Below are 25,315 nucleotides of genomic sequence, written 5' to 3'. Positions count from 1 at the left end.
TACATTAGCCTATGCGGAATTGACAAGACCGTCCAGACGGTACAGTAAGATCGCCGTCATTTGAAATCGGGACCAGTCACAGGTATGTGTTTCGGTCATCCGACCGTTATGCCGGGCCATGGCCAAGGGGACTGTTCGTGATCAAGCGCTTCATCATCGCCTTCATTCTGCTCGTGCTGGTGTGCGGCGGCATCGTCGGCTTCAATTTGTTCCGCGACAATGCGATCCAGCAATTCTTCGCCACGATGAAGCCGCCGGCCGCGACGGTGTCGACGACAATCGTCAAGCCGACCAGCTGGACGCCGGGCGTCGAAGCGATCGGCACGGTAAGCGCGGTACGCGGCGTCGACCTGACCGTCGAAACCGCCGGCATCGTCAAGGACATCCTATTTCACGCCAATCAGAAGGTTGAAGCCAACGCGGTTCTCCTTCAGCTCGACGATGCCGCCGAGCGCGCCGATCTCGATGCGACGAAGGCGCAAGCAGCGCTCGACCAGACGGCGTTGACACGCGCCCTTGAATTGCAGAAACGCGGTGTCGGCTCGGAATCGACGCTCGACACGGCGCGGGCAACTGCATCGGCTTCCGCTTCGCAGGTCAACAGGCTGCAGGCGGTGCTCGATCAGAAGCTGCTGACAGCGCCCTTCGGCGGCACGGTCGGTATTCCCAGGATCGATCTCGGCCAGTATCTCTCACCCGGCACTTCCGTAGTGACACTGCAGGACCTGGAGACGATGCGGGCCGATTTCTCGATTCCCGAACAGCAGCTCCCGCTACTGAAGATCGACCAGAAGCTGCGGCTGGGCATTGGCGACGGCGAGCTGCCGTTCGCCGGCACCATCCGCGGTATCGACCCGAAGATCGACCCGACCAGCCGGCTGGTGACGGTCAGGGCCGAGGTCGCTAACCCCGAAGGCAAGCTGACCCCTGGCCAGTTCGTGCAGGTGCGCGTCGAATTGCCCGAGGAAAACAACGTGCTGACGGTGCCGCAGACCGCGCTGACGTCCAGCCTGTACGGTGACTTTGTCTTTGTGGTGCGTCCGGCGAAGCCGGCCGCAGCCAGTGGCGCGGCCCCTGCTGCTGCGAAGCCGGAAGAAAAGCCCGCCACGGACACCGCGAAGCCCGCGGCCGAAGCACCCGCGGCAAAACCGGAGGAAAAACCGGCTGCTACCCCGGCCGAACCGAAAGCGGAAGAACAGAAGCCGCAGCTCGTGCTTGCCCAGGTGTTCGTTAAGCCCGGCCGCCGCAACGCCGGCCTAGTTGAGATCCTGGAAGGCATCCAGCCCGGCGACGAAGTCGTTACCGCCGGCCAGAACCGGCTCTCCAACGGCATGTCCGTTGCCGTCGACAACACGATCGACCCGACCAAGCCGGCAAACCAGCAGGCAACCCAGTAATGAGCTTTTCCGACCTCTTCATCCGCCGTCCGGTCCTTTCGACCGTGCTCGCCTTGATGATCCTGCTTCTGGGTTTCCAGGGCATCTTCAACCTTTCGATCCGGCAGTATCCGGAAGTTGAAGAAACGGCCATCACCATCACCACGGCCTATCCCGGCGCCAGCGCCGACTTGATCCAAGGGTTCATTTCCGCGCCGATCGCCCGTGCCGTCGCTTCGACCGAAAACATCGATTATGTCACGTCGGCGAGCCGGCCGTCCTCCAGCACCGTGACGGTGCAGATGAAACTCGGCTCCAACCCCGACATCGCGCTGAATGAAGTCTTGTCGAAGGTACAAGGCGTGCGCGGCGAGCTGCCGGACGAGGCCGAAGACCCGGTGATCGTCAAGGGCACCGGCGAGCAGTTCGCGATGATGTATATCTCGATGCAGAATCCGAACATGACGCCGGAACAGCTCACCGAATATATCGAACGAGTCGTGCGGCCGCGCATGTCGACGGTCGAGGGCGTTGCCGACGTGCAGATCTTCGGGGCCGCCGAATATTCGATGCGCGTCTGGATCGACCCGATCAAACTGGCGGCGCGCGGCGTGACGGCGGCGGAAGTGCTGACCGCCATCAACGAATCGAATTTCCTCTCCGCGCCCGGCAATACCGAAAACGAGTACGTGGCTTCCTCGATCACCGTCCGCTCGACGCTGCAGACGCCGGAGGCTTTCGCCGCCCTTCCGCTCCGCTCCAACAACGGCAATGTGGTGAGGCTGCGTGACGTCGCGCGCGTCGAGCTCGCCGCGGCGAACACCGACACCAGGGTCAGCTTCAACGGCAAGCCCGGCATCTTCCTCGCCATCTTCCCGACGCCGGCCGCCAATCCGCTGACGACAGCGGAGGCGATCCACGAAATTGTGCCGACCATCCAGGAGACGCTGCCGCTCGGCATGACGATCGAGATCGTCTACGATTCGACCGAGCAGATCAGCGCTTCGATCGAGGAGGTGTTCAAGACCATCGGCGAGGCGGTCATCATCGTCATCGTCGTCATCCTGCTCTTCCTCGGCTCATTCCGCTCGGTGTTGATGCCTATCGTGACCATTCCGCTGTCGCTGATCGGCGTCTGCTTCCTGCTGTTTTCGTTGGGCTATTCGATCAACCTTTTGTCGTTGCTGGCTATGGTGCTGGCGATCGGCCTCGTCGTCGACGATGCCATCGTGGTGGTGGAAAACATTCACCGCCACATGGAAGAAGACAACATGTCGCCGATGCAGGCGGCCTTCAACGGCATGCGGGAGATCTCCTCCGCCGTCGTCGCCATGACGATAACGCTGGCCGCCGTGTTCGCGCCGCTGGCCTTCACCGGCGGCCTGACCGGCGCACTGTTTCGCGAATTCGCGGTGACGCTTGCCGGCTCGGTGGTGCTTTCGGGTGTCGTCGCCCTCACCATCACACCGATGATGTCGGCACGCATCCTGAGGGCCGGCTCGCACAGCCGCTTCCAGCGCATTGTCGACAACACGTTCGGGCGCGTCGAAAACCTCTACGAGCGGCTGGTCAGCGGCTCGCTGAAATATCGCCCGGTGACGCTGATGATCGTCATCGCATTGGTCGCCACGACCGGCGTCATGTTCACCAGGACCGCGAGCGAACTGGCGCCGGAAGAAGACCAGGGCTTCCTGCTTTCGCTGGTGACCGCGCCGCGCTACGCGACGTCGGACTATACCGAGAGCTACGTCAATCAGATACTTGGCCTGGTCGATGACCTGCCTGAGACGCGGGCACGGTTCTCGGCGGTCGCCTTCGGCGGCGGCCAGACGAACACCGCTTTCGTCGGCTTTGCGTTCAAGGACTGGGCCGACCGCACGCGCAGCTCGAAGGAACTCCAGGAAGACATCACGGGTCGCCTCAGCAAGGTGGCGGGCGTCGAAGCTTTCGTCTTCGCACCGCCGACGCTGCCAGGCTCGGGCGGCGGCCTGCCGATCACAATGGTGGTGCGTTCGACCGGCGAGGCCTCCCAGGTCTACGAGGCGGCAGAGGACATCAAGAACAAGGCGCAGGCCTCCGGCCGCTTCATGGTCGTGCAGAACTCGATGACCTTCGACGCGCCGCAAGTGACGGTGACGATCGACCGCGACCGCGCTGCGGCGCTCAACCTGCCGATCGCCGACATCGGCCGGACACTGACCCTCTTGGTCGGTGGCGCCGAAGTGGCGCAATTCGACCGCGAATCCAACAGCTACGACATCATCCCGCAGGTGCCGCAGAAATTCCGCGACAACCCTGAAAAGCTGGCCGAGTATTTCGTGCGCAGCGCGTCGGGCGAGATGGTGCCGCTCTCGGCGGTGGTGAAGATCTCGACCAATGCCTCGCCGGCCGTGATCGAGCAGTTCAACCAGTTGAACTCCGCCACGATTTCCGCTCTGCCATTGCCCACCGTCACCACCGGCGACGGGTTGAAGACCATCGAGGATATCGCCAGGGAAAGCCTGCCCGACACGTTCTTCATCGACTATACCGGCCAGTCGCGGCAGGAGAAGGAACAGGGCTACACGATCATCATCGCCTTCGCGGCAGCCGTTCTCGTCATCTATCTGGTGCTGGCGGCGCAGTTCGAAAGCTTCCGCGATCCGTTGATCATCATGATGTCCGTGCCGCTGTCGATCTTCGGCGCGATCGTGCCGCTCAATCTGGGGCTGGGAACGCTCAACATCTATACGCAGGTCGGCCTGATCACGCTGATCGGTCTGATCACCAAGCACGGCATTCTTCTGGTCGAGTTCGCCAACCAGCAGCGCGAGCACCACGGGATGCGGCGCCGCGATGCCATCATCGCCTCGGCCAAGGTGCGGCTGCGGCCGATCCTGATGACGACGGCGGCGATGGCGCTCGGCGTGGTGCCGCTGATCATCTCCAGCGGCGCGGGTGCTGCGGCACGCTACTCGATGGGCCTGGTGATCTTCACCGGCATTCTGGTGGGAACCATGTTCACCCTGTTCGTGGTGCCGATGTTCTACACCTTCATCGCCAGCAAGGACCTGCCGCATCATGCCGAGAAGCCGGACCCGAAGCTGATGCCGGTGCCGATTGATTGAATGACGAAAAAAGGCCGGAACTTCCGGCCTTTTTCTTGGGCAGTCAGTCATACTCGTCAGGCCGATCGTCTCGGCTAGCTATTTGACGATAACGATCCGGGTATTGGCCGGGCCAAAAATCTCGACAAGCTGGTAGAAATCGGCGGCGTTGGCCGGATGCAGCCGCACGCAGCCATGCGAGGCCGGCTGTCCCAGGCGCTTGACGAAATTAGTCGCATGGACGGCGTAGCCACCCTTGAAGAAGACCGAATGCGGCATCGGCGCGTTGTCGTATTTCCTCGAATACCACATTTGGTGCATGCGGGTCGGCTTGAACGAGCCGGTCGGGGTGACATGCCCCTTGGCGCCGGTCGAGACCTTCCACGCGAAGGTCGGCCGCCCGTCGACCAGGACTTCCATCGTCTGTTGCGAAATCGAAATCCGCGCCACGATCTGATTGGCGGCCCGATTGGCGGCATGGGCGACGCCATTACCGGCGCCGAACAGAAGAGCTGCACCCGTCAGGGCGGCGGCAGCGACGTTGATGAGCTTGGCAGAAATGGCAGTGTACATGAGATCCCCCTGTCTGCCGGACATGGCCGGCTCCAATTCGATGACCGGCTTATCGTCGTGCGATGTTTCGAATTGATTTCGTGTGGCAGGCATTTCTGTTTCGAATCTGTTTCCTCTGGTTAACGACCGGAAGCCTATCCGTGGACATCCGAAAGGCGGAACCCGGAGGACATGACGCCCTCGTTTGACCGGCGGAAGCAGAAGGCGCAGTCATTGCTAAACGAAAGTAATATTGCCTCATATGAAAGAAATTTGACTTGCATCGAAACCAATTTGCAACAAAGCGCGCGCGCTAGCGGCATGATCTGGATACAGGCTACCCGCAGAGTTGACCCAACGAAAACAGCCGGCACAAACGAAGATGAACCTGCAATCGAACGCGATGTCCTGGGTTTTCAGGATAAGCATAGCCGCAGCGGTCCTTGGCGGCGTCGGCACCTTCGCTGGCGGCCCGACGACGAAGCTTGCGGGGATGACTTCAAGCGAAGTTTCGACGCTACATGCCGCACTGTTTTTCGCCACGGTCTGGATTGTGTCCAGCCTGCGCATCAACCGGCTCAAGGCCCTCTGGCGGGTCGGTTTTGGGCTGAAGAAGATGCGCGGCCCCTCCGGCAACTTGCAGCCGAGAGGACCGAAGGCCCGCGCCGCGACGGGGGGCTCCGCTGGCGGCGCGGGCGCTTCGGGGGTTTCCCTGAAGCGAACCTGAAACCGAATTTGGGGAACAAAACCGATGAACACGAAATTTGCTGCTTCGGTGCTTTCCGCACTGCTCTACGCGCAGGGCCTGCTCGGCTTTGCCGGCCTCGCCACCGTGCTCCTGAAAGATCGGGCCCATGCCAGCGAACTCGGCACGGCCTACGAAAGGCCGTCAGGGCCGTCGCTCCTCGTGGTGCGCTGAGTTGCAAGCGCATGCCCCCGAAATCGGAGACGATTTTCGCTGGGGATCATGCGCAAAATTGAAGTGCTACAGTATCCTTTGCGAAGTGGGCCAGCCGTCAGTCGGCGAACTGCGTCGGCGGATCGAACCGGTAACCCGCCCCCCTTATGGTGGTGATGGTTTCGGTGTCGAGCTTGCGGCGCAGCCGCACGATGCGCGAATCGATCGAGCGATCGAAGGCATCGGCATTTTCGGCGGGCGCGGCGGCAATGATGTCGTCGCGCGTCAAAACCTTGCGCGGGCTGGCCAGAAACAGTCTGAGCAGCGCCACCTGACCCGGCGACAATTGTTCTTCAGTGCCGGAGCGATGCATCACCATGGCCGACCGGAGGTCGACCGTCGCGTTCTCCAGCACGACCAATTCCCCGGCGTTCCTGCCGCGCCGTGCCAGCAAGCCGCCGATACGGGCGGCGAGTTCCCTGACGTTGAGCGGGCTTTCGACGACATCGGCGGCACCGAGTTCGAGCGCCAGCACCTTGTCGACGAGATCGGCCGGCCGGCAGATCAGGATGAAATCCGGCCCGCCCTCGCCGCCATGGCGCCTGAGCAGATCACGCCCTTCCGCCTGGCTGAGGCTGTCGCCGACGACGACGACATCGATGCCCTTTCCGGAAAGCAGGGATTCGGCCTCCCACGGCTGCCGCACCGCGCGCACGTCATGACCGCGCCGTTCAAGATGGTCAGCGAGATTGGTCGCGACCACTTCGGCGACGGAAACAAGCGCGATAATGGATCGTGCAGCCATTTTTTTCCCACCCTGCAACCGGCAACCCAAGATGAGCGCTGGACATGATGTTTATACCCAATCTACTTTCCACTGAAAGCGGGAGCGAGAGCATAGTGCGGGCACGAATTGTCATCGTCGAGGACGAGCCCGATCTGAGGGACGCGGTCGCCGAGTATCTCGGCGCCAGTGGCTATGATGTCGCCACGGCCGAGAGTGCCAGCGCCGCGCGAACCTTGCTGGAAACGCAGTCGTTTCACCTGGCCATCCTCGACATCGCCATGCCAGGCGAAGACGGCCTGTCGCTCGGCCGCTGGCTGCGCTCGAAAATGCCGATCGGCATCATCTATGCCACCGCCGCCGGCACCGCGCTCGACCGCATCGTCGGGCTGGAACTTGGGGCCGACGACTACATCGTCAAGCCTTATGAATTGCGCGAGGTGCTGGCGAGGGTCCGCAGCGTGCTGCGCCGCGTTCCGCAGCCGACCGAGCCGCAGAGCGCCAAGGCCGAAGCAACAGCCAATCGCCGTTACATGAGCTTTGGCCCCTTCCATGCCGATCTCGACGGCAGGTTTGTCACCGGCACCAATGGGACGGTCATCGACATGGCCAAGAGCGAGTTCGACGTTCTGGAGGTCTTCCTGACACGCGCCAACCGATTGTTGACGCGTGCGGCGATCTCCGAGGCGATCGGCTTCGTGGAAGATCCTGAATCGTCGCGCGCGGTCGACATCCGCATCATGCGGCTGAGAAAGAAGATCGAGGCGGACCCGGCCAATCCGAAATTCCTGCGCACCGTGCGCGGCGAAGGCTATATCTTCTCGCTGCCGACCGGCGAAAGCAACTGAGCGGAGCGACCGCCTGGTATCATCTAGCCCGGCGTCACTCTGGCTTGGTACGATTCTGAAATGATGGCTGACCATGACGGTTGAAGCAGCACCCAGCGATATGCACGGCGTCAGGCAGGGCGCGGCGATGGCCGCTGTCCATGTCGTTCGCCGGCTTCGCGAAGCTGGCGACTGGCAGCGCGAGATGGACAGCATTCTTGAAACGCTCTGCGGGGCCATGGATTGCCAGCGCGGCATCCTGTTCCGGTTGCGCGAGCTGCCCGGCCAAGGGTTTGCCCAGTCGGTTGCGGCCTACTGGATCGATCCCCGATTTGGCGGCGAGCTGGCGTCGCCGACGATCATCATGCAGTCGGTCGTCAATTCGGACCCGCTGCTGGAACGGTTGGCGGAGGACGAGCGGCAAGGCAAGATCTTCGCCGGACACACGCGCGACCTCGAAGGCTTTCTGAGGACCGACTTCGAAAAGCAGCACATCAAGTCATTCCTGTCGGTGTCGGTCTTTGCGCATGGCCATTTGTGGGGCACGCTGGCGGTCAACGCCTGCGTGAACGAGCGTGAATGGACCGACGAGGAAGAGGCGACGCTGCACATCGTGGCACTGGCCATCGGCGACGCCATCGAACGATCGCTTTCCGATGCCCATGCCAGCGAAGTGATCCGCCGCACGATGCTGCAGGCTTCTCTCGACGCCATCATCGTCATCGACGAGACCGGTTCTATCATCGAATTCAATCCGGCCGCCGAAAAGATGTTCGGCTACCAGCGCAGCGGCATCCTCGGCAAGGACCTGCTCGACACCGTCGTTCCGGAATATTATCGCAAGGGCTATGTGTCGGGCGCCGAATACATGTCGGGCCGCGGCGCGCCGATGGTCGGCCAGCGGATCGAGACCGTCACCCAGAATGCGGCCGGCGAGGTCTTTCCGATCGAACTGACAGCGACCGAGATGCGGGTCGCCGACCGCCGCCTGATCTTCGGCTCGATCCGCGACCTGCGCGACAAATTGCGTGCCGAGGAAGAGATCGGCCGCCAGCGTGAAAAGCTGCACCAGAACGAGAAGATGGCGGCGATGGGCTCGCTGCTGGCCGGCGTGTCACACGAGCTCAACAACCCGCTTGCCGTGGTCGTCGCCCAGTCGACGCTGTTGCATGAATTCGCGTCTGACCCGCAGACCAAGGTGCGCGCCGAAAAGGTGCGCGCTGCCGCCGAGCGCTGCGGCCGCATCGTCAAGAGCTTCCTCTCGATGGTCCGCCTGCATCCCGCTTCGCAAGCCGAGACCGACCTCAACCAGGTGGTCCGCGCGGCACTCGAAGTGACCGCCTACGGCGCCAGGTCGAGCGGCATCATCATCGACACCGATTTCGCCAGCGGTCCGCTGCTGGCCATGGCCGATGCCGACCATGTGACGCAAGTGGCGGCCAATTTCCTCATCAACAGCCAGCACGCCTTGGCCGGCATTGCCGGCGACCGGCTGATCAAGGTCCGTACGTTTCGCGGCGACCGCGGCAATCCCGGATTTTCGGTCGAGGACAACGGGCTGGGCGTGCCGGAAGCGATACGCTCCCGCATCTTCGAATCCTACTTCACCACCAAGCCGGTCGGCGTCGGCACCGGCATCGGCCTGTCGATCTCGAAATCGATCATCGAACGCCATAATGGCAATGTCTGGTTCGAAGAAGTTCTGCCGAGGGGCGCCCGTTTCGTCGTCCAGTTGCCGGCGATCTCCGCCGGCGCGGCCATCGCCGGCGAAAGCCCGGCGCGCTCGAGCGGATTGCGTCATGCCCTGATCATCGACGACGAGCCGGATGTCGCGGCGTCGCTGTCCGACATTCTGGAGTTGATGGGAATCAAGTCGCGGATCGTGCCGGCCTGGGCATCGGCCGCCGCGACCTTGAACGGCCATATGCCGCCGGACATCGTTTTTTCCGATCTGCGCATGCCCGGCATCAGCGGCATCGCCATCTATCGCGAGCTGCTCGCCGAAAAACCTGATCTGGCGCGGCGTTTCGTGCTGGTCACCGGCGATCTGATCGGTGCGAAAGCCGAAATCGAGGCGTTGCCTGCGCCGCAGCGGCCGCAGATCCTGGAAAAGCCGTTCAGCACACTGGACGTGCGCGGCGTGCTCTCGGCCATTGCCGAGCAGGCCGCCTTGGGCAGCTAGAACTTCGGACCGGTGGAAACCGGTTTTTGGAAAAATCCGATTCTCAACAAAGAGCTAGCGCCCGGAGAAAAAAGACTCCCGACCGACGATGCGGTGGGAGCCTGCCTGGAGCGCTGGAGGGTCGCTCGGGGGGCATCAAAAAACGTTCGGCGTATCGGTGGCTGGCGCGGCATTGGCGATCACGCGGGCCGTGCGAGCCTTGTGGATGCCGGACTGCTCGGCGATGACGCGCAGGCAGTCCGCACTCTCGGCGCCCCAGGCCTGCCCTTTGCAGACAAAATCGATCTCCGGCATCGGCAGGCGCGCGGTCTTGGTCGTGGTCGGCGCGCCGTCGACGATGTTTGCCGGTGGATTGAGTGAGGCGAAGGCTGGACCAACAGTCGGCGCGAACGCCATGCCGACGAATGCGGCGGCAGCCAGCACCGCGAACAGCGCCATCGGATGGTCGTTGGCGCGTTGGCGCAGCGCCAGCTTTGGCCGGCGGTCGTTGCGCTCCGGCGCCTGCACACGGCGGTCATTGTAGGCAGTCTGGATTTTCGTATACATCGCCGTTCCCTTCGTTGATTTTCTTTTTCTGTTGAAACGAACGTACTCGCACTTTGTAACAAGCCAACGATGACGCGCATCCGGCAATGTAACGGGCAAGAAACCGGTTTTTCGGCATCTTGGACAAAACCGGTTCGAGCATCGGCGGACATCGGAATTGCCCTGAAAACAGGCGAGCCCTGGGCTGTTTTTTTCCATCTTCGGGAGCCATGTTTCCCACGCGGCTCTCATGGCTCAAGCCGAGATAAGACGTCTATGCGAACCTTGGCTAACACCCGAATTTTCGAGATTTCTCAAGCCTTGAGCGTTTGGCTTCCGACAAACAACGTCGGAAGATTTCGCGGCAAGAACTGGACCAATTTCGACAAGCCATTGCAATTCAATGAAAAATATGCTTTTATTGAATGAGCATTCAACAAATGAGAGTTTTTATGAACCCGCACCTCCGCGACGTGGCGATCCCCAACAATTGGGACCGGCGGGGCCTGCCGGGGTGGAGTTATCATTCCGACGCCCTGCTCGAACTCGAGAAGGAATACGTCTTCCGCAACCATTGGCAGATCGCCGGCCACATCTCCGACCTGCCGAACGCCGGCAACTATCTGACCATGGACGTGGTCGGCGAGCGGGCGCTGATCGTGCGCGGCAAGGACGGCGTCGTCCGCGCCTTCAACAACATGTGCCGCCATCGCGGCAGCCGCGTCGTCGCCGATAGCCAAGGCACCTGCAAGAATGCTCTGGTCTGCCCTTTCCACGGCTGGGTCTATAATCTCGACGGCACACTGCGGGGCGCCGCCCGTCCGCGTTCTTTCCCCGATCTCGACAAGACTGAATTCGGCCTGATGCCGCTCGACCTCGAGATCTGGATGGGTCTCATCTTCATCCGCTTCCGCAAGGGTGGCCCGCAGCCGTCGGTGGCCGAGCTCCTGAAGCCGATCGAGGCCGAGATCGCCCACTATGGCGTCGCCGAGATGGTGCCGTCCTGGGGCATCTGGACCCAGAAGAGCCCGGTCAACTGGAAGTCGGTGCGCGACGTCGACAATGAAGGCTACCACGTTGCCATGGCGCATCCCGCATTGCAGGACCTTTACGGCGCGACCTATTTCGACGAGCCGTTCATCAATGGCGTGTCGCGTTCCTTCGCCACTTACAATCCGCATGCCGGACGGCGCTGGAGCGTCGGGCAATACATCAAGATCGCGCCCGTGGCGACGCGTCTGCCGGAACACCTGCGCAAGGCCTGGATCTATTACGGCATCTTCCCTAACAACGCGCTGTCGATCATGCCGGAATCCGTGCAGTTCTATCAGGAGTTTCCGCTATCGACCGGCGAGACGCTGCTGCGCGGCGCCATCTACCGCTACCCCGACGAGACCAGGGAGCAGGCAGCGGCACGCTATCTCGCCTACCGCATCGATCGGGACACCATGAACGAGGACGTGCAGCTTTCCGTGTGGTCCAATGAATCCATGCTGTCGGAAGCCTTCGGCGGCTTCTATCTCTCCGACCTCGAATATGGCGTGCGCACCCACCACGACCATCTGCGCAAGCAGATCCCCGTGCTCGGGCTAGAAACGGCGCCGGAGGAAAAGGACATGTGGGCGCTGAATGACGCGCTGCGGTCGAAGTCGTAAAGGCGAGACGGAGAAGCTGCCGATCTCCCCCCTTGCGGGGGAGATGGCCGGCAGGCCAGAGGGGGTCGCCCCACATAGAGCGCCAACCTCCATCTACCGCAGTAGGTCGCGTCCGGTCGAACCGACCCCCTCTGTCGCCTTCGGCGACATCTCCCCCTCAAGGGGGGAGATCGGCTGTCACCCTTGCCACACCCCTTCCTTCCGCAAATCGTCCATCGTGCGCGAAATGCCTTCGCGCAGGATCGACACCATGTCATCGATCTGCTCTCGCGTAATGATCAGCGGCGGCGACATCACGCACATGTTGATCAGCGGCCGGACCAGCAGGCCAAGTTCATGGCAATGCGCATCGATCCGCTTGCCGACATCCTTGTCGAGCTGCAGCGGATCGTTGCTTTCGCGATCGGCGACGCATTCGACGCAAGCCATCAGCCCCAGGCCGCGCACTTCGCCGACCAGCGGCAACTCCTCCAGCGTCTTCAGTTGCGCCTGGAAGTAGGGCGCAACCTCACGCGCGTGCGTCAGCACGCTTTCTTCCAGGATATCGAGGTTCTTCAGCGCCACTGCACAACCGACCGGATGGCTGGTGTAGGTCAATCCATGGCCGAACATGGCGTCCGGATGGTTTGAGCGGCGCAGCTGCTCGAGAAGCCGTTCCGAGATGATGACGCCGCCAAGCGGGAAATAGCCTGACGTGACGCCCTTGGCAAAGGTGATCATATCAGGATCGATGCCGAACATATCGCCGGTAGCAAAGACATGGCCAAGCCGGCCGAAGGCGGTGACCACCTCGTCGGAAACATAGAGAATGTCGTTGTCGCGGCAGATTTGGCGGATGCGCTTGAGATACCCGTCAGGCGGCACGATGACGCCGCCGGACGCCTGCACCGGTTCGCCGACGAACGCGCCTATCCTGTCGGCGCCAACACGGCCGACAGTATCGCGGAATTCGTCGACCAGGACATCGGTGAAGGCTGAAATACTCATGCCGCGCGGACGGCGGAACGGATCGGGCGACGACAGCTTGACGACCAGATCGTCGGCGCCGTCCATCCAGTCGCGATCGCGCGGGCGCCCATTGAGCGAGGCCGACAGATAGGTCGAGCCATGATAGGCGCCGCCCCGGCTCAGGATCAGCTTCTTTTCCGGGCGGCCGCGGACATTGTTGTAGAACTGCATGAAGCGCAGCGCCGTCTCCACGGCCGAGGAGCCGCCGGTGGTGAAGAAGACATGGTTGAGATCGCCCGGCGCATGACCGGCGATGCGCGTGGCGAGTTCCGCTGACGGCGCGTTCATCGTGTACCACGGCGTGTTGTAGGACAGCGCCATCGCCTGATCGTACATCACCCGCGCCAATTCCTCGCGGCGGTGGCCGATATTGACACACCACATGCCGGCCGGCCCGTCGATCAGCTTTTTGCCGGTGCCGTCGGTGATGTAGATGCCGTCACCCTCACCGATCAGGGCGCGCGCCTCTGCGCCGACCGAGCCGGCGAACGGCCAGGGCTGGACGAGGTGGCGCTTGGCCAGCTCGACGGCATCGCTAGGCCCAGCCGTTTCAGTCGCCCTCAAATCTCTTGCAGCCGCCATCGTTGCCTCGCATCGTTTCATCGCAAATTTCATCGGACTGAATTTCGGCGCCAAGCACCGGAAAACCCGGCTTTCTTGGCACAATTTTGAATGTCCGTTCAATCAACATTGCAGAAATAGCGCTTGATTTCAATCCACGGATGCGCGCATGATGAAAGAAAGCCGGCAAGCTCGGAGCGCGATCCGCGATGGCGCCCTGGGTACAAAATTGGGAACAAACAGCCGGTGCGCTAGCAATGGGACGCCGCATGGCAGGACAATCCGCGCCAGCAACCGAGATCACGCCCAGGGCCCTGCCCGAGGGCCCGCAATGACGGCGGCTGCAGAAGGATCGCCCACGTTTGGCATGACGCGGGCCAGGCGAAACGCCCTTCTGCAGTCCGAACCCGTCCAGGGCTTTGCCCTGATCAGCCCGACCTTTCTCTATGCGCTCGTGCTTCTGGTGCTGCCGATATTGGTCGTCGTCGCGCACTCCTTCTGGACGCAGAACTACCTCACCATCGATCGCACCTTCACGCTGGAAAACTACCGCGTGGCGCTGACCGAGCCGATCTATCGCGACCTGCTCTGGCGCTCGCTCTACATCTCGCTGATGGTGAGCTTCTTCACGGTGGTCCTCGCCTATCCGATCGCCTACTTCATCTCGTTCCATGGCGGCCGCCACAAGAGCCTGTGGCTGTTCCTGATCACGATACCGTTCTGGACCAGCTATCTGCTGCGCGTGATGTCGTGGAAGGTCATCCTCGGCTACAATGGCGTGCTCAATTCCGGCCTGATGGGTCTTGGCGTCATCGATGAGCCGTCGACCGCGCTGCTTTACAATTCGAGCGCCGTCATCATCACGCTGACCCATGCCTGGGCGGCCTTCGCAATACTGCCGATCTTCGTCTCGCTGGAAAAAATCGACCGCACGCTGGTCGAAGCGGCCAAGGATCTCGGCGACGGTCCCATTCGCTCCTTTCTGCGCGTGACGCTGCCGCTGTCGACGCCCGGCATCATCTCGGCGGCGCTGATCGTCATGATCCCGACCGTCGGCGACTATGTCACGCCGAAGCTTGTCGGCGGCAAGGACGGCGTCATGATCGCCAACGCCATCCAGGCGCAGTTCGGCAAGGCCTCCAACTGGCCGCTTGGCGCCGCGCTTTCGGTCACCACCATGCTGATCGTGACGCTGATGGCCGGCGCCACCGTGCTGGTCATCCGCGCCGCCCAGAGGCTAGCACGATGACGGCTGGCACGATGAGGCTGGCGCGATGACGGCGATGCGGCGCTTCCTGGCCAGCGGCTGGCTGTCGACCTATGCGTTCCTCTATGTCGTTTTCCTCTACCTGCCGGTCATCTTCCTGCCGATCTTTTCGGTCAACAGCGCCGCGACGCCGAAATTCCCGCTCTCCGGCTTCACGCTCAAATGGTATGAGGACCTGCCACGCACGCCGGCGCTGCTTGACGCTGCCTGGAACAGCCTGGTCGTCGGCGTATCGGCTTCCATCCTCTCCACCGTGCTTGGCATTCTCGCCGCCCGCTCGATCACCCGTTATCGCTACCCCGGCCGCCGCGCCATCAACGGCCTGATCATGGCGCCGCTGGTGCTGCCCGAAATCATTGTCGCCATATCCATGCTCCTGGTGATACTGCAACTGGGTTTGAGCCTGTCGCTGTTCACCATCGTGCTCGGCCACGTCCTGATCTGCATTCCCTATTCGATGACCGTGCTGACCGCCGGCTTCGAGGGTTTCGACCGCAGCCTGGAGGAAGCCTCCGCCGATCTCGGCGAGAGCGCCTTCGGCACCTTTAGACGGGTGACGCTGCCGATGGTGGCGCCGGCCATCATTTCCAGCCTGCTCGTCTGCTTCACCATCTCGCTCGATGAGTTCATCATCGCCTTCTTCCTGACCGGCACCGAGGCGACGCTGCCGATCTATATCTGGGGCCAGTTGCGCTTCGCCTCGAAGCTGCCCGGCGTGCTGGCCCTGGGCACGCTCTTGCTGGCTGCCTCGTTCCTGCTGATGACCATCGCTGAAATCCTGCGTCGCCGCGCGGCAAGGCGCACTCAGAACGAGGGAGGCCTCCATGCCTAAGCCGCCTCAAGCCGAACGATCCCACCAAACCGAACGACCGATGATCGAGATTCGCAACGTCACCCGCAACTATGGGTCGTTCAAGGCGCTGGACGACGCCTCGCTGACCATCAAGGAGGGCGAATTCTTCTCGCTGCTCGGCCCGTCAGGCTGCGGCAAGACCACGTTGTTGCGCATGATCGCCGGCTTCGACAATCCGACCAGCGGCTTGATCTCGGTCGACGGCCAGTCGATGGAGGGCATCCCGGCCAATCGCCGGCCAACCAACATGGTTTTCCAGAGCTATGCGATCTTCCCGCATCTCAATGTCGAGCAGAACGTGGCCTATGGGCTGAAGCGGTTGAGGCTCGAACGGTCGGAAGAAAAGCGCCGCGTCGAAGAGGCGCTGGCCCAGGTGTCGCTGACCGGCCTCGGCAAACGCCTCGCCACCGAGCTTTCCGGCGGCCAGCGCCAGCGCGTCGCATTAGCCCGGGCGCTGGTCATGCGGCCCAAGGTGCTGCTGCTCGACGAGCCGCTGTCGGCACTGGACAAGAAGCTGCGTGAGCAGATGCAGGTCGAGCTGCGCCGCCTGCAGCAGGCGGTCGGCATCACCTTCGTCCTGGTCACGCACGACCAGTATGAGGCGCTGGCGATGTCGGACCGCATCGCCGTGATGTTCGGCGGCAGGATCGCGCAGGTCGCTTCGCCCAAGGAGATCTACCAGCGGCCGGTCAACCGTCAGGTCGCCGACTTCCTCGGCGGCATGAATTTCGTCAAGGCCGAGATCGTCGAGGAGAACGGCGCTTCGCTGGTCCTCGACACGCTGGGCTTCGGCCGCGTCAAAACCGACAAGCCTAGGGCTTTCGTCCGCAATGGCGGCGCTGCGACGCTCGGCATCCGGCCGGAGCGTCTGCGCGTGTTGTGGGACAACGCCACGGCGAAGTTCGAGGTGGCCGGCAAGGTGGTGGAGCGCCATTACTTCGGCGAGATCACCCATCTGATCGTCGAGATCCCGGGATTGGAAAAGCCGCTTTCGGTGACCGAAACCAACGATTTCGGCGCCGACGACATACCGGTCGGCACCTCGATCCGCCTCGCCTACGATCCCGAGGCGCTGGTGGCGATGGCAGACTGAAGGCCCGAGATGATCTTTCGTGCAGCGATGCGCCCAGCCATAACAGCGCCCTCAATGTAGCCCGGGAATGACGGCGACAGTTCGGACGCGGCGAAATGCAGTGGCTGCGCGCCGGCAAGGATGATGCGTTCGGCATCGGTCGCCGTCGCATCGACGATAAGATCGCTGTAGCCGCCGCCGCTCCAGCGATCATGCGTCCAGTCGCGATAGCTGAAATCGAGCATGTCGGCGGCCTCCGTGCCGAGCGCATCCTTCAGCCTCGTCGTCACCTCGGCGCGCAATGCCGTGTCGCCGAGCTCACGCCAGCGCAGGGCCAGCGGCCCGCCGACGAAGACGACCAGCGCGGCATGGTCGTTGTCCTTGCTCACGTCGCAGGCAAACAGCCCTGGCAGGTCGCGCCACATCACCACGCCGCTCAGACCTCTTGCACGCCAGAAGGCGCTGGGATAGCGCACCAGCACTTTGATCACCGCGCCGCTTTGCCAGACACCGAGCGCCCTTCTCAGGCCAGCCGGCAGCGGCGGTGCAAAGTCCAGCTTCAAGGCCGTCATCGGCGGCACCGCGACCAGGGCCGACCGCGCTTCGACCACACCCATCGCCGAGGCGAGACGAACCCCTTCCGGCCCGTGCTCGATGGTTCCGACCGGCGTGTTCAGCCGCACGCGATCACCGAGGTCGCCGGCCAGATCGTCCGCCAGCGACTGCATGGTTTCACGCACGAAATATTGCAGCTCCGAAACCTCGTTGGTGATGCGACGGTCATTGTCGATCAGGTGCCACAGCGGCAGCTTTTCGAGCGCCTGGCACCACAAGCCCTCGATCATCGAACGGAAGGCCGCCTTGGCCTGGTCGGGATCAGGCTGACGGTCGAGCCATTCCGCGACGGTCAATCCGGCAATATCAGGCTCGTCCGGCGCGATCGCATTCATCCGGTCGCGAATCGCCATCGAGCCCAGGTAAGCTCGGTCGGCTTGCTGAGCGCTCATCCGCGGTTGCGTGATGAATTCCCCCTTTACATAGGTCTCAACCAGCGTCTTGCCGCGGGCCTCGACCAGCGCCATCAGTTCCGGCATGTCCTCGCACAGGAATTGGCCACCGCTGTCAACGCGCTCGCCGAGGCCGATCTCCATTGACTCGACCCGCCCGCCGACACGGTCGCGCGCTTCGAGCAGCAGGAAATCGACGCCGGCCTTCTTTAGTTCCAGCGCCGCCGACAGGCCGGTGAAACCGGCGCCGACGATGACGACATCGGTTCGTTCGATCCCGCTCTTCAATAGCCGGCCTTGATCTTTTCGAACTCCTCGATCATCCGCTGCTTGAGCTCCGGCGCCACCGGCTGCTGGAACAAGGTCTTGTCGAGGAATTTGTCGAGATCGTCGAAGCCCCGCTCGGCCAGCAGCTTGGGCTCGATCGCTGCCATGCCGGCGCCGTTGCCATGACCATAGCCGAATGTCGTGACCATGTAGCCTGACACATCAGGCGCATTGACGGCGTTCAGGAAATCATAGGCGTGGTCGAGATTACCGGGCGCGTCCTTCATCAGCACATAGCCGCACACCCAGGTCGACAGGCCTTCCCTGGTGCCGCGGTTCATGGCGATTGGCACACCCTGGCCTTTGAGCGTGACGAAGGTCTCGTTCCAGCCCCAGGCCAGATCGACCTCGTTGCCGGAGAAGGCCTGATTGATGTCGGTATCGTCGGTCCAGTAGAAGCGGATGTTCTTGTGCACTTGGCGCAGGAAATCGGACGCCTCCTTGAACTGCGCATCGGTCATCTTGGTCCAGTCCTTCAACCCGATGACCAGGCTTGCCAGTGCATAGGCGTCGTCGACATTGTCGCCGATGGTAACGCGTCCCCTGAATTTCGGATCGGCGAAGATCCGCAGTGACTGCGCTTGTTCCGCCGTCACATTGTCGGTGCGATAAAGCAGCGATGTGTTGCCCCAGTCGAAAGGCATGAACCAGGCCTTGCCGTCGGCGGCAGTAGTGAGATCCTTCATCGCCATGATGCCGGGATTGAGGTCTTTCCAGCCGGCGATGCGGCTGGTGTCGAGCGGCTGCAGCATGCCGGCCTCGCGCCACTTCACCACGCTTTGCGAGCAGGGGTGCGCAATGTCGGCCTTGAAGCCGGCCCGCATCTTCTGGAAGGCCTCGTCCTCGTCACCAAAGAAAGCGAAGCTCGGTTCAGTGCCGTATTTGACGGCGTAGGCCGGATGAAGCAGCGGATCCTCGTAGCCCGACCAGTCGAACACGACGAGGTCGCCCCCGTCCGCCGCAACGGCGAGGGCAGCTGGGCCGATCGTGCATGCGGCAGCAACGGCAAGGCGGCGAAGCATGGAACCCATGGCGCGAAACTCCTCATCGTGGGAAGTGGCGCAGCGACGTTACGGAATTTCAGCGACCTTGGCGAGCCCGCCTGCCCGCCAGTTTGGTGGGCAGGCGAGATAGGTGAAACAAGCTCAATAGCCGGCCTTGATCTTCTCGAACTCAGCGATCATCTTGAGCTTGAGATCGGATGGAACCGGCGCCTGGAACAGCGTCTTGTCGATGAATTTCTGCACGTCGTCGTAGCCCTTTTCCTTCAGCACGGCCTGATCGACAGCGGCCATGCCCTTGGCGTTGGCCTGGCCATAGCCCCAGTCCTTGACCAGGATGTTGGCGACTTCCGGATCGTTGACGGCATTGAGATAATCATAGGCCTTGTCGGTATTCCCCGGCGCATCCTTGAACAGCACATAGCCGCAGACCCAGGTCGAGATCCCCTCGTCGGTATCCTTCTTGGCCTTGATCGGCACGCCGGCGGCTACCGACTGCACCGTCGCGTCGTTCCACGCCCAGGCAAGGTCGACCTCGCCGCCGCTCAACAGCTGGACGATATCGGTGGAATCGGTCCAATAGGAGCGAACATTCTTGTGCACCTGGCGCAGAAAATCCGACGCCTGCTTGAACTGGTCGTCGGTCATCTTGGTCCAGTCCTTGAGCCCAATCGCCAGCGAGGCCAGCGCATAGGCGTCGTCGACATTGTCGCCAATGGAAACCCGGCCCTTGAACTTGGGATCGGCCAAGGCCTTCAGCGACTGGACATCCTTCTCATCGACCTTGTCGGAATTGTAGGTCAGCTGCGAGTTGCCCCAGTCCCAGGGCATGAACCAGGCCTTGCCGTCGGCGGTGGTAGCGAGATCCTTCATCGCCATGATGCCGGGATTGAGGTCTTTCCAGGCCGATATCTTCGAGGTGTCGAGCGGCTGCAGCAGGCCCGCGTCGCGCCATTTCACCACGCTCTGCGAGCAGGGATGGCCGAGATCGGCCTTGAAGCCGGAGCGGGCTTTTTCGAACGCCTCGTCCTCGTCGCCGAAGAAGGTGAAGGTCGGCGAGTCGCCGTTCTTGTCGACATATTTCTGGTGGAAACCGGGATCCTCGTAGCCGGACCAGTCGAACACGACCAGGTCCTTGTCGGCAGCGATCGCAAGCCCTGCGACTGAGGCCGCCAAGGTTCCGGCTAGTGCCAATGTCAGTGTCAGCCGTCGGGTCATGGTCTTCATTGCTGTTCCATCCTCTTTTTGATTGTTTCATGCAGTCTTGTCGCTGCAGGCTGTTGGCCACGGATAATGCTTTGGAAATGCAGCCGACAGGAACTCGTTCGCCGCCTGCAGCGCGGTTTCGCGGGTGACGTCCTCGGTGCCCATCATCAGCCGCAGCCACAGACCCTCCAGCATGGCACTGAGCGCCAGCGCCATGACTTGCGGCTCGAAGGCATAGCCGCCGCTTTGCTTGAGCGTCGCGCAAAGATCGATGAAGACTTTCTGATAGGCCGCGTCGCGCGCGCCGCACAGCGCTTGATAAGTCGGGCGCGACTTTGCCTCGCCCCAGAAGGCGCACCAGGCGGCCAGCTTGCGCTTGTTGCAGATCGAGCGGTCGAAATCGGCGGCAACCAGAGCCTGCAACTGGCGGGCAGGATCGTCGCCAGCCTTGGTGAGGGCAGCGCGCCAGTGCGCGGCATATTCGTCGGCCATGTATGCTAACGTGGCGACGAGCAGCCTCTCCTTGCTCTCGAAGTGAAAGTTGACGATCCCGCGCGACAGGCCGGCGCCATCGGCGACATCGGCCATCGTCGTCTCCGAATAGCCGCGCTTGGCCAGCGAATCGATTGTCGCCTCGATCAGCTGCAGCTGCCTGACCTCCTTCGACGCCTTGCGACCGCGCTTTTCGGGCTCGTGTTTGCGCGCTGATTCGAGGAGGGCCTCCCTGGCCTCGGCTGTCTTCATGGGCGTGATGGTCTCCAGCATCGCCAGCTATCCAACCGGCTTTCGACCGCGAAGATGAGTGGGACGGTGCTCGCCGCTGTCAAGAACCTTCTGCATGGCTTCCCAGGTTCGTATGTTCTTGTCGACATAGGCCGCACCGACCGCAGCCACAACCGCCGGGTAGAGCGGGCCCTTGAGGCGTTTCAATTCCTCCCGCGCGACGTCGCGATACCAGGGATTGCGGTCACGCACCGTGACGTCTGCAAAGCCTGCCCGGCGCATCGCCGCGGCATAGCGGGCCGGCGATGCCATAGCGAAGGACAGGCCTTCCGCGGCGACATAGGCCTTCATCTCAGGCGATGGTTCACCGTCGTGCGAGATCATCCAGTTCGATGCCGCGAAGACACCGCCCGGCTTCAGCACGCGAAAGATTTCGGCAAACAAGGTTTCCTTGTCAGACACGTGCAGCAGCGCATCCTTCGAGAAGATGACGTCGAAGGAACTGTCGGCGAAGGGCAACTGCCCGGGCGGCGTCTGGACGAAATTGGCGCGACCGGAAAGCCCGCGTGCGGCCGCTCTTTGCCTGGCCATCTCGATCACCGGCGGCTCGACATCGAAGCCTGTAACGTGGGCAGCGCCATGGCGCTCGAGCAAATGCAGCGTGATACCGCCGCACCCGCAGCCTATGTCGAGGATCGACTTGCCCTTGAGCGCAAGGCCCTCGACAACCCGGTCGACCTCATCCGGCCCGCCAGGCGACAGATAGCCGTCGCCCCACAGCGCCTCGAGGAAGCGGATGGCGGTGTCGTCATATTCCGGCTCGGCATCTACCGTTTCGATCATCAGACCTCAGTCCAAAGCCCATACCGAATGTTGGCAAAGCCTAGCGGATTAACGCGAAAACGCAACATCATTTGTTGAACATTCATTCAAAATGGCTGGACAATATGGCGACAGCCATGCCAGATTTCGCGTATTCGGGATCGATCACACGAAGCGGTCGGGCAGAAATGAAGGCTGAGCCAAGATGAAATCCTGGGATGCGATCGTCATCGGTGGCGGCCACAACGGTCTGGTCAATGCCTGCTATCTGCAGCGCGCCGGGCTCGACGTGCTGGTCGTCGAGAAGAACGGCTGGGTCGGCGGCGCCGCCACCAGCAGGGAATTGACGCCTGGCTTCCTCTATTCCAACTGCTCCTATGTCTGCTCGCTGTTTCGCCCCGAGATCATGCGCGACCTCGAACTGCCGCGCTTCGGCCTGCAGGTGATTTCCTACGAGGGCGGCGCGGTGTTCACCAGGGATGGCGACTATCTCGCCAATTACCGCGATCACGATGCTCACCGGCGCGAGTTCGCCCGCTTTTCCAAGCGCGACGCCGAAGCCTATGACCGCTATTCCCGTGACGTGACGCGGCAGTGCCGCTTCATCCAGCCATTGCTGATGCGCACTGCACCCGACCCGACCAGTTTCCGGCCACGCGACCTCGGCGAACTTCTGTATCTGGGCAGAAAGTTCGCCGGGCTCACGCCTGAGGAAATGGCGCTGACGCTGCGCTTCTGGACCATGTCGATCTCGGATTTCCTCGACGAATATTTCGAGACCGATGTCATCAAAGCGAATTTCGCGCTGTCCGGCATCATCGGCACTGCGCTCGGCCCGATGTCGCCCGGCACGGCCTATGTGCTGCTGCACCACTATATGGGAGAGGTCGACGGCTCCGTCGGCGCCTGGGGCTATGCGCGCGGCGGCATGGGCGCTGTCACCAAGGCGCTCGCCGCCTCCTTCCAGGCCTCCGGCGGCGCCATCCGCACCGGCGCCGAGGTCGACCATGTGCTGATCCAGCGCGGCAGGGCCAAAGGCGTCATGCTGGCCGGCGGCGAGGAGATTTATGGCAAGCTCATCGTCTCCAACGCCGATGTGAAACGCACCTTCCTCAAGCTGGTCGAGGAAAAGGAACTGCCCGACGTCTTCCTGCGCCGAGTCAGGAATTTTAGGATTCGCGGCTCGTCGGGCAAGGTCAATATCGCGCTGGATTCGCTGCCCGAATTCCCGGCGCTGCCGAAGGATTCGCCGGTCTATCGCGGCGATATGCATTTCACCGATTCGATGGAGCGCATGGAGCGCGCCTATGACGACTGGAAGGCCGGACGCTGGTCGGCCGACCCTTTCCTCGACATGGTGATCCCGACGACGCTCGACCCGACCATGGCGCCGCCTGGCAAGCACTTCATGAGCTGCTTCGTGCAGTACGCGCCACCGAAGGTGAACGGCCGCGACTGGACCGACGCCGACCGCGATGGTTTTGCCGAAAGCGTGATTTCGCAGATCGCCGAGTATTCGCCGGGCTTCCGCGACCGCATCGTCCATATGGAGGTGCGCACGCCGCGTGAGATCGAGGCCGAGGTCGGCCTCACCGAAGGCAATATCTTCCAGGGCGAACTGACCTTCGACCAGCTGCTGTTCAACCGCCCGGTGCCGGGCTACGCGCAATACCGCTCGCCGGTCACGGGGCTCTATATGTGCGGGTCCTCGACCCATCCCGGCGGCGGCGTCATGGGCGCGCCCGGTCGCAATGCAGCGGCCGAAATCCTGCGCGACCTTGCCAAGCCGACTAAGCATATGAGCCCGGCCCATGACGTTATTTGATGTTGTTGTCATCGGCGGCGGCCACAACGGCCTCGTCGCTGCCGCCACGCTGGCGAAAGCCGGCCGCAAGGTGCTGGTGTTGGAAGCCGCCCGAGACGTCGGCGGCGCGGCGCGCACCGAGGAGTTCGCGCCGGGTTTTCGCGTCTCCTCAATCGCTCACCTGCTGAACCGTCTTCACCCCGAAGTGGTGAAGACGCTGGAGTTGGAGAAGCACGGCCTGCAATTCGCGCGCGACGACTTCGTGCCGTCCGTGGCGCTGTCGAAAGACGGCCCGTCGCTTGTCCTGCACGGCGCCTATGGCGAGGTGCTGACCGGCGCCAGTTCCCCCGAGCAGACCGCCTGGAAGGAGCTGCGTGCGCAACTGCTGCGCTACGCCGGCATCCTGAAGCCGTTCCTTGCACGCCGGCCGCCCGCCCTCGGCAGCATGTCGCTGCTTGAGACGGCATCGCTCGGTCAGACCGCGCTGGCATTGAAGAAGCTTGGTAAGGAGGATATGCGCGATTTCCTGCGCGTGCTGCTGATGAACGTTGCCGACCTGCTCGATGAGCAGCTTGCCGATATCAGGCTGAAGGGGCTGCTCGCCTTCGATGCCACGCTCGGCAGCCATCTCGGCCCGCGCTCGCCGACCTCGCTGCTCGGTCTCTACTTTCGGCTGGCAGGCGAGGCAGGCGGCACAGCCGGCGCGAAGGTTCTGCCAAAGGGCGGCATGGGTGCTGTCATTTCAGCCATCCGCGCTGCAGCGGAAAAGGCAGAGGTGACCATCCGCACGGCGACTCCGGTGGCAAGGATAATCGTCGAGAAAGGCTGCGCCGTCGGCGTTGTGCTGGCCAGCGGCGAGATGCTCCGCGCCAAGACGATCGTCTCCGCCATCAATCCGGCGACCGCTTTTCTCGATCTTGTCGGGCCGCGCGAGTTAGACACAGGCTTCGTGCGCAAGATGAAAAATATCCGCATGAAGGGCGATGCGGCGAAGCTGCATCTGGCGCTCGACCGGCCGCCGCAATTCACCGGCGTCGATGCCGCCGGCCACAAGGGCCGTCTGGTGATCGCGCCCTCGCCCGATCATGTCGAGCGCGCCTTCAATCCATCGAAGTACGGCGAGTTCTCGCCGGAGCCGGTGATGGAGATCACGCTGCCCAGCCTTGCCGACTCGTCGCTGGCGCCGGACGGCGCCTGTGTGCTGTCTGCGGTCGTGCAGTATGCGCCCTATGCGCTGAAAGAAGGCTGGAGCGTTGGCAAGCCGAAATTCCTCAAGGCGATCATGGCTCAATTGGAGACCTATGCGCCGGGAATCGGCAAGACTGTGCTTCATGCAGAGCTGCTGACACCGGCCGACATCGAGGCGCGCTACCGGATGCCGGGCGGTCACTGGCATCACGGTGAACTGCAGGCCGACCAGATGCTGATGTCGCGCCCCGTCTCCGGCTGGTCGGGCTACGACACGCCGGTCGACGGGCTGTTCCTCGCCGGCGCCGGCTCGCATCCGGGCGGCGGCGTTTCCGGCGCGCCCGGCTTGAATGCCGCGCGGCGCATTATTGGGATGAAGGGGTAGGCATGAATACTCAATCGGCCAAGGCCGTGCTCTACGGCGCCCCCCTCTGTCCTGCCGGACATCTCCCCCACTTGGGGGGAGATTGGCCGCCATCCCGACTTTCGCCAATCACCAACGCCCGAGGAACAAGAGGAGGCGCCCAAGCTGCCGATCTCCCCCCTCGCGGGGGAGATGTCCGGCAGGACAGAGGGGGGCGCGAAGGAATG

General features: G+C 62.6%; 23 protein-coding genes. 12 read left to right on the top strand and 11 right to left on the bottom strand.

Features of this window, described 5'->3' with window-relative positions:
* Positions 1–131: 131 nt before the first annotated feature.
* A complete protein-coding gene (locus tag EN885_RS18205) occupies positions 132–1,397 on the top strand; it encodes an efflux RND transporter periplasmic adaptor subunit (RefSeq protein WP_126107330.1) in 1,266 nt (421 codons plus the stop codon).
* Positions 1,397–4,483, top strand: a complete 3,087-nt coding sequence (locus EN885_RS18200) for an efflux RND transporter permease subunit (RefSeq protein ID WP_128335200.1) — start codon at positions 1,397–1,399, stop codon at positions 4,481–4,483. Before EN885_RS18205 ends, EN885_RS18200 begins: the two co-directional genes overlap by 1 nt.
* A gap of 78 nt (positions 4,484–4,561) precedes the next feature.
* On the opposite strand, the gene EN885_RS18195 is transcribed toward EN885_RS18200, so the two are convergent.
* Both EN885_RS18195 and EN885_RS33635 read right to left on the bottom strand, forming a co-directional pair.
* Positions 4,562–5,035 (bottom strand): L,D-transpeptidase, encoded by a 474-nt coding sequence (locus tag EN885_RS18195; RefSeq protein WP_095487655.1) that lies wholly within the window; start codon positions 5,033–5,035, stop codon positions 4,562–4,564.
* A 237-nt stretch (positions 5,036–5,272) separates the two neighbouring features.
* The gene (locus EN885_RS33635; RefSeq protein WP_164547095.1) at positions 5,273–5,773 is read right to left on the bottom strand and encodes a hypothetical protein; all 501 of its coding nucleotides are present in this window, start codon (positions 5,771–5,773) and stop codon (positions 5,273–5,275) included.
* On the opposite strand from EN885_RS33635, the gene EN885_RS18185 reads away from it, so the two are divergent.
* Positions 5,766–5,933, top strand: coding sequence for a hypothetical protein (locus tag EN885_RS18185; RefSeq protein WP_126104649.1), 168 nt, complete (start codon positions 5,766–5,768; stop codon positions 5,931–5,933). The genes EN885_RS33635 and EN885_RS18185 overlap by 8 nt on opposite strands.
* Positions 5,934–6,030: 97 nt before the next feature.
* On the opposite strand, the gene EN885_RS18180 is transcribed toward EN885_RS18185, so the two are convergent.
* The gene (locus tag EN885_RS18180) at positions 6,031–6,717 is read right to left on the bottom strand and encodes a response regulator transcription factor (RefSeq protein ID WP_095487104.1); all 687 of its coding nucleotides are present in this window, start codon (positions 6,715–6,717) and stop codon (positions 6,031–6,033) included.
* 47 nt (positions 6,718–6,764) lie between these two features.
* On the opposite strand from EN885_RS18180, the gene EN885_RS18175 reads away from it, so the two are divergent.
* The gene (locus tag EN885_RS18175) at positions 6,765–7,544 is read left to right on the top strand and encodes a response regulator transcription factor (RefSeq protein WP_185928140.1); all 780 of its coding nucleotides are present in this window, start codon (positions 6,765–6,767) and stop codon (positions 7,542–7,544) included.
* Between the two features lie 73 nt (positions 7,545–7,617).
* Entirely contained in the window at positions 7,618–9,705 is a 2,088-nt protein-coding gene (locus tag EN885_RS18170) for a PAS domain S-box protein (RefSeq protein WP_164897866.1), read from the top strand.
* 135 nt (positions 9,706–9,840) lie between these two features.
* Here EN885_RS18170 and EN885_RS18165 read toward each other — a convergent pair whose 3' ends face one another.
* On the bottom strand, positions 9,841–10,251 hold the full coding sequence (locus tag EN885_RS18165) for a hypothetical protein (protein ID WP_128242983.1): 411 nt from the start codon (positions 10,249–10,251) through the stop codon (positions 9,841–9,843).
* Between the two features lie 69 nt (positions 10,252–10,320).
* On the opposite strand from EN885_RS18165, the gene EN885_RS18160 reads away from it, so the two are divergent.
* Positions 10,321–10,659: a hypothetical protein gene (locus tag EN885_RS18160; protein WP_128242984.1), complete on the top strand. Its 339-nt coding sequence runs from the start codon at positions 10,321–10,323 to the stop codon at positions 10,657–10,659.
* A gap of 23 nt (positions 10,660–10,682) precedes the next feature.
* The gene (locus EN885_RS18155; protein WP_128242985.1) at positions 10,683–11,885 is read left to right on the top strand and encodes an aromatic ring-hydroxylating dioxygenase subunit alpha; all 1,203 of its coding nucleotides are present in this window, start codon (positions 10,683–10,685) and stop codon (positions 11,883–11,885) included.
* A 177-nt stretch (positions 11,886–12,062) separates the two neighbouring features.
* On the opposite strand, the gene EN885_RS18150 is transcribed toward EN885_RS18155, so the two are convergent.
* Together EN885_RS18150 and EN885_RS18145 are read right to left on the bottom strand one after the other, a co-directional pair.
* Positions 12,063–13,475, bottom strand: coding sequence for an aminotransferase (locus EN885_RS18150; protein ID WP_128242986.1), 1,413 nt, complete (start codon positions 13,473–13,475; stop codon positions 12,063–12,065).
* Positions 13,444–13,725 (bottom strand): hypothetical protein, encoded by a 282-nt coding sequence (locus EN885_RS18145; protein ID WP_128242987.1) that lies wholly within the window; start codon positions 13,723–13,725, stop codon positions 13,444–13,446. The genes EN885_RS18150 and EN885_RS18145 overlap by 32 nt, the downstream gene beginning before the upstream one ends.
* A 60-nt stretch (positions 13,726–13,785) precedes the next feature.
* Between EN885_RS18145 and EN885_RS18140 the strand changes: the two genes are divergently transcribed.
* Genes EN885_RS18140 through EN885_RS18130 form a run of 3 tightly spaced genes read left to right on the top strand, consistent with a single transcriptional unit; the run spans position 13,786 to position 16,667 of the window.
* Positions 13,786–14,703: an ABC transporter permease gene (locus EN885_RS18140; RefSeq protein WP_126104646.1), complete on the top strand. Its 918-nt coding sequence runs from the start codon at positions 13,786–13,788 to the stop codon at positions 14,701–14,703.
* Positions 14,704–14,728: 25 nt separating this feature from the next.
* The gene (locus EN885_RS18135) at positions 14,729–15,553 is read left to right on the top strand and encodes an ABC transporter permease (RefSeq protein WP_095487113.1); all 825 of its coding nucleotides are present in this window, start codon (positions 14,729–14,731) and stop codon (positions 15,551–15,553) included.
* A gap of 40 nt (positions 15,554–15,593) precedes the next feature.
* Complete coding sequence (locus tag EN885_RS18130; RefSeq protein WP_095487114.1) at positions 15,594–16,667, top strand: ABC transporter ATP-binding protein; 1,074 nt, start codon at positions 15,594–15,596, stop codon at positions 16,665–16,667.
* Here EN885_RS18130 and EN885_RS18125 read toward each other — a convergent pair.
* The 5 genes from EN885_RS18125 to EN885_RS18105 form a co-directional block, all read right to left on the bottom strand.
* Positions 16,631–17,941: a flavin monoamine oxidase family protein gene (locus EN885_RS18125; RefSeq protein WP_128242988.1), complete on the bottom strand. Its 1,311-nt coding sequence runs from the start codon at positions 17,939–17,941 to the stop codon at positions 16,631–16,633. The genes EN885_RS18130 and EN885_RS18125 overlap by 37 nt on opposite strands.
* The gene (locus tag EN885_RS18120) at positions 17,938–19,011 is read right to left on the bottom strand and encodes an extracellular solute-binding protein (protein ID WP_128242989.1); all 1,074 of its coding nucleotides are present in this window, start codon (positions 19,009–19,011) and stop codon (positions 17,938–17,940) included. The genes EN885_RS18125 and EN885_RS18120 overlap by 4 nt, the downstream gene beginning before the upstream one ends.
* Positions 19,012–19,125: 114 nt before the next feature.
* Entirely contained in the window at positions 19,126–20,208 is a 1,083-nt protein-coding gene (locus tag EN885_RS18115; protein ID WP_128242990.1) for an ABC transporter substrate-binding protein, read from the bottom strand.
* Between the two features lie 27 nt (positions 20,209–20,235).
* Positions 20,236–20,952, bottom strand: coding sequence for a transcriptional regulator BetI (betI, locus tag EN885_RS18110; protein WP_128242991.1), 717 nt, complete (start codon positions 20,950–20,952; stop codon positions 20,236–20,238).
* Positions 20,953–20,958: 6 nt separating this feature from the next.
* The gene (locus EN885_RS18105; RefSeq protein WP_128242992.1) at positions 20,959–21,753 is read right to left on the bottom strand and encodes a class I SAM-dependent methyltransferase; all 795 of its coding nucleotides are present in this window, start codon (positions 21,751–21,753) and stop codon (positions 20,959–20,961) included.
* Positions 21,754–21,937: 184 nt separating this feature from the next.
* Between EN885_RS18105 and EN885_RS18100 the strand changes: the two genes are divergently transcribed.
* Positions 21,938–23,557 (top strand): NAD(P)/FAD-dependent oxidoreductase, encoded by a 1,620-nt coding sequence (locus EN885_RS18100; protein WP_128242993.1) that lies wholly within the window; start codon positions 21,938–21,940, stop codon positions 23,555–23,557.
* Positions 23,544–25,109 (top strand): NAD(P)/FAD-dependent oxidoreductase, encoded by a 1,566-nt coding sequence (locus EN885_RS18095; protein ID WP_128242994.1) that lies wholly within the window; start codon positions 23,544–23,546, stop codon positions 25,107–25,109. Before EN885_RS18100 ends, EN885_RS18095 begins: the two co-directional genes overlap by 14 nt.
* Positions 25,110–25,315 lie beyond the last annotated feature (206 nt).

This window comes from Mesorhizobium sp. M6A.T.Cr.TU.014.01.1.1, assembly GCF_004022765.1.
Taxonomy (GTDB): domain Bacteria; phylum Pseudomonadota; class Alphaproteobacteria; order Rhizobiales; family Rhizobiaceae; genus Mesorhizobium; species Mesorhizobium mediterraneum.
This window is presented reverse-complemented; position numbering and strand designations above follow the sequence as displayed.

What these genes read in the sequence shown, in the direction of transcription:
- EN885_RS18100 (WP_128242993.1), top strand. Translation starts at nt 21,938, where the DNA reads ATGAAATCCTGGGATGCGATCGTCATCGGTGGCGGCCACAACGGTCTG.
- EN885_RS18130 (WP_095487114.1), top strand. Translation starts at nt 15,594, where the DNA reads ATGATCGAGATTCGCAACGTCACCCGCAACTATGGGTCGTTCAAGGCG.
- EN885_RS18155 (WP_128242985.1), top strand. Translation starts at nt 10,683, where the DNA reads ATGAACCCGCACCTCCGCGACGTGGCGATCCCCAACAATTGGGACCGG.
- EN885_RS18165 (WP_128242983.1), bottom strand. Translation starts at nt 10,251, where the DNA reads ATGTATACGAAAATCCAGACTGCCTACAATGACCGCCGTGTGCAGGCG.
- EN885_RS18105 (WP_128242992.1), bottom strand. Translation starts at nt 21,753, where the DNA reads ATGATCGAAACGGTAGATGCCGAGCCGGAATATGACGACACCGCCATC.
- EN885_RS18150 (WP_128242986.1), bottom strand. Translation starts at nt 13,475, where the DNA reads ATGGCGGCTGCAAGAGATTTGAGGGCGACTGAAACGGCTGGGCCTAGC.
- EN885_RS18145 (WP_128242987.1), bottom strand. Translation starts at nt 13,725, where the DNA reads ATGCGGCGTCCCATTGCTAGCGCACCGGCTGTTTGTTCCCAATTTTGT.
- EN885_RS18200 (WP_128335200.1), top strand. Translation starts at nt 1,397, where the DNA reads ATGAGCTTTTCCGACCTCTTCATCCGCCGTCCGGTCCTTTCGACCGTG.
- EN885_RS18180 (WP_095487104.1), bottom strand. Translation starts at nt 6,717, where the DNA reads ATGGCTGCACGATCCATTATCGCGCTTGTTTCCGTCGCCGAAGTGGTC.
- EN885_RS18185 (WP_126104649.1), top strand. Translation starts at nt 5,766, where the DNA reads ATGAACACGAAATTTGCTGCTTCGGTGCTTTCCGCACTGCTCTACGCG.
- EN885_RS18095 (WP_128242994.1), top strand. Translation starts at nt 23,544, where the DNA reads ATGACGTTATTTGATGTTGTTGTCATCGGCGGCGGCCACAACGGCCTC.
- EN885_RS18195 (WP_095487655.1), bottom strand. Translation starts at nt 5,035, where the DNA reads ATGTACACTGCCATTTCTGCCAAGCTCATCAACGTCGCTGCCGCCGCC.
- EN885_RS18135 (WP_095487113.1), top strand. Translation starts at nt 14,729, where the DNA reads ATGACGGCGATGCGGCGCTTCCTGGCCAGCGGCTGGCTGTCGACCTAT.
- EN885_RS18140 (WP_126104646.1), top strand. Translation starts at nt 13,786, where the DNA reads ATGACGGCGGCTGCAGAAGGATCGCCCACGTTTGGCATGACGCGGGCC.
- EN885_RS18175 (WP_185928140.1), top strand. Translation starts at nt 6,765, where the DNA reads ATGTTTATACCCAATCTACTTTCCACTGAAAGCGGGAGCGAGAGCATA.
- EN885_RS18120 (WP_128242989.1), bottom strand. Translation starts at nt 19,011, where the DNA reads ATGGGTTCCATGCTTCGCCGCCTTGCCGTTGCTGCCGCATGCACGATC.
- EN885_RS18160 (WP_128242984.1), top strand. Translation starts at nt 10,321, where the DNA reads ATGACGCGCATCCGGCAATGTAACGGGCAAGAAACCGGTTTTTCGGCA.
- EN885_RS18170 (WP_164897866.1), top strand. Translation starts at nt 7,618, where the DNA reads ATGACGGTTGAAGCAGCACCCAGCGATATGCACGGCGTCAGGCAGGGC.
- EN885_RS18115 (WP_128242990.1), bottom strand. Translation starts at nt 20,208, where the DNA reads ATGAAGACCATGACCCGACGGCTGACACTGACATTGGCACTAGCCGGA.
- betI (WP_128242991.1), bottom strand. Translation starts at nt 20,952, where the DNA reads ATGCTGGAGACCATCACGCCCATGAAGACAGCCGAGGCCAGGGAGGCC.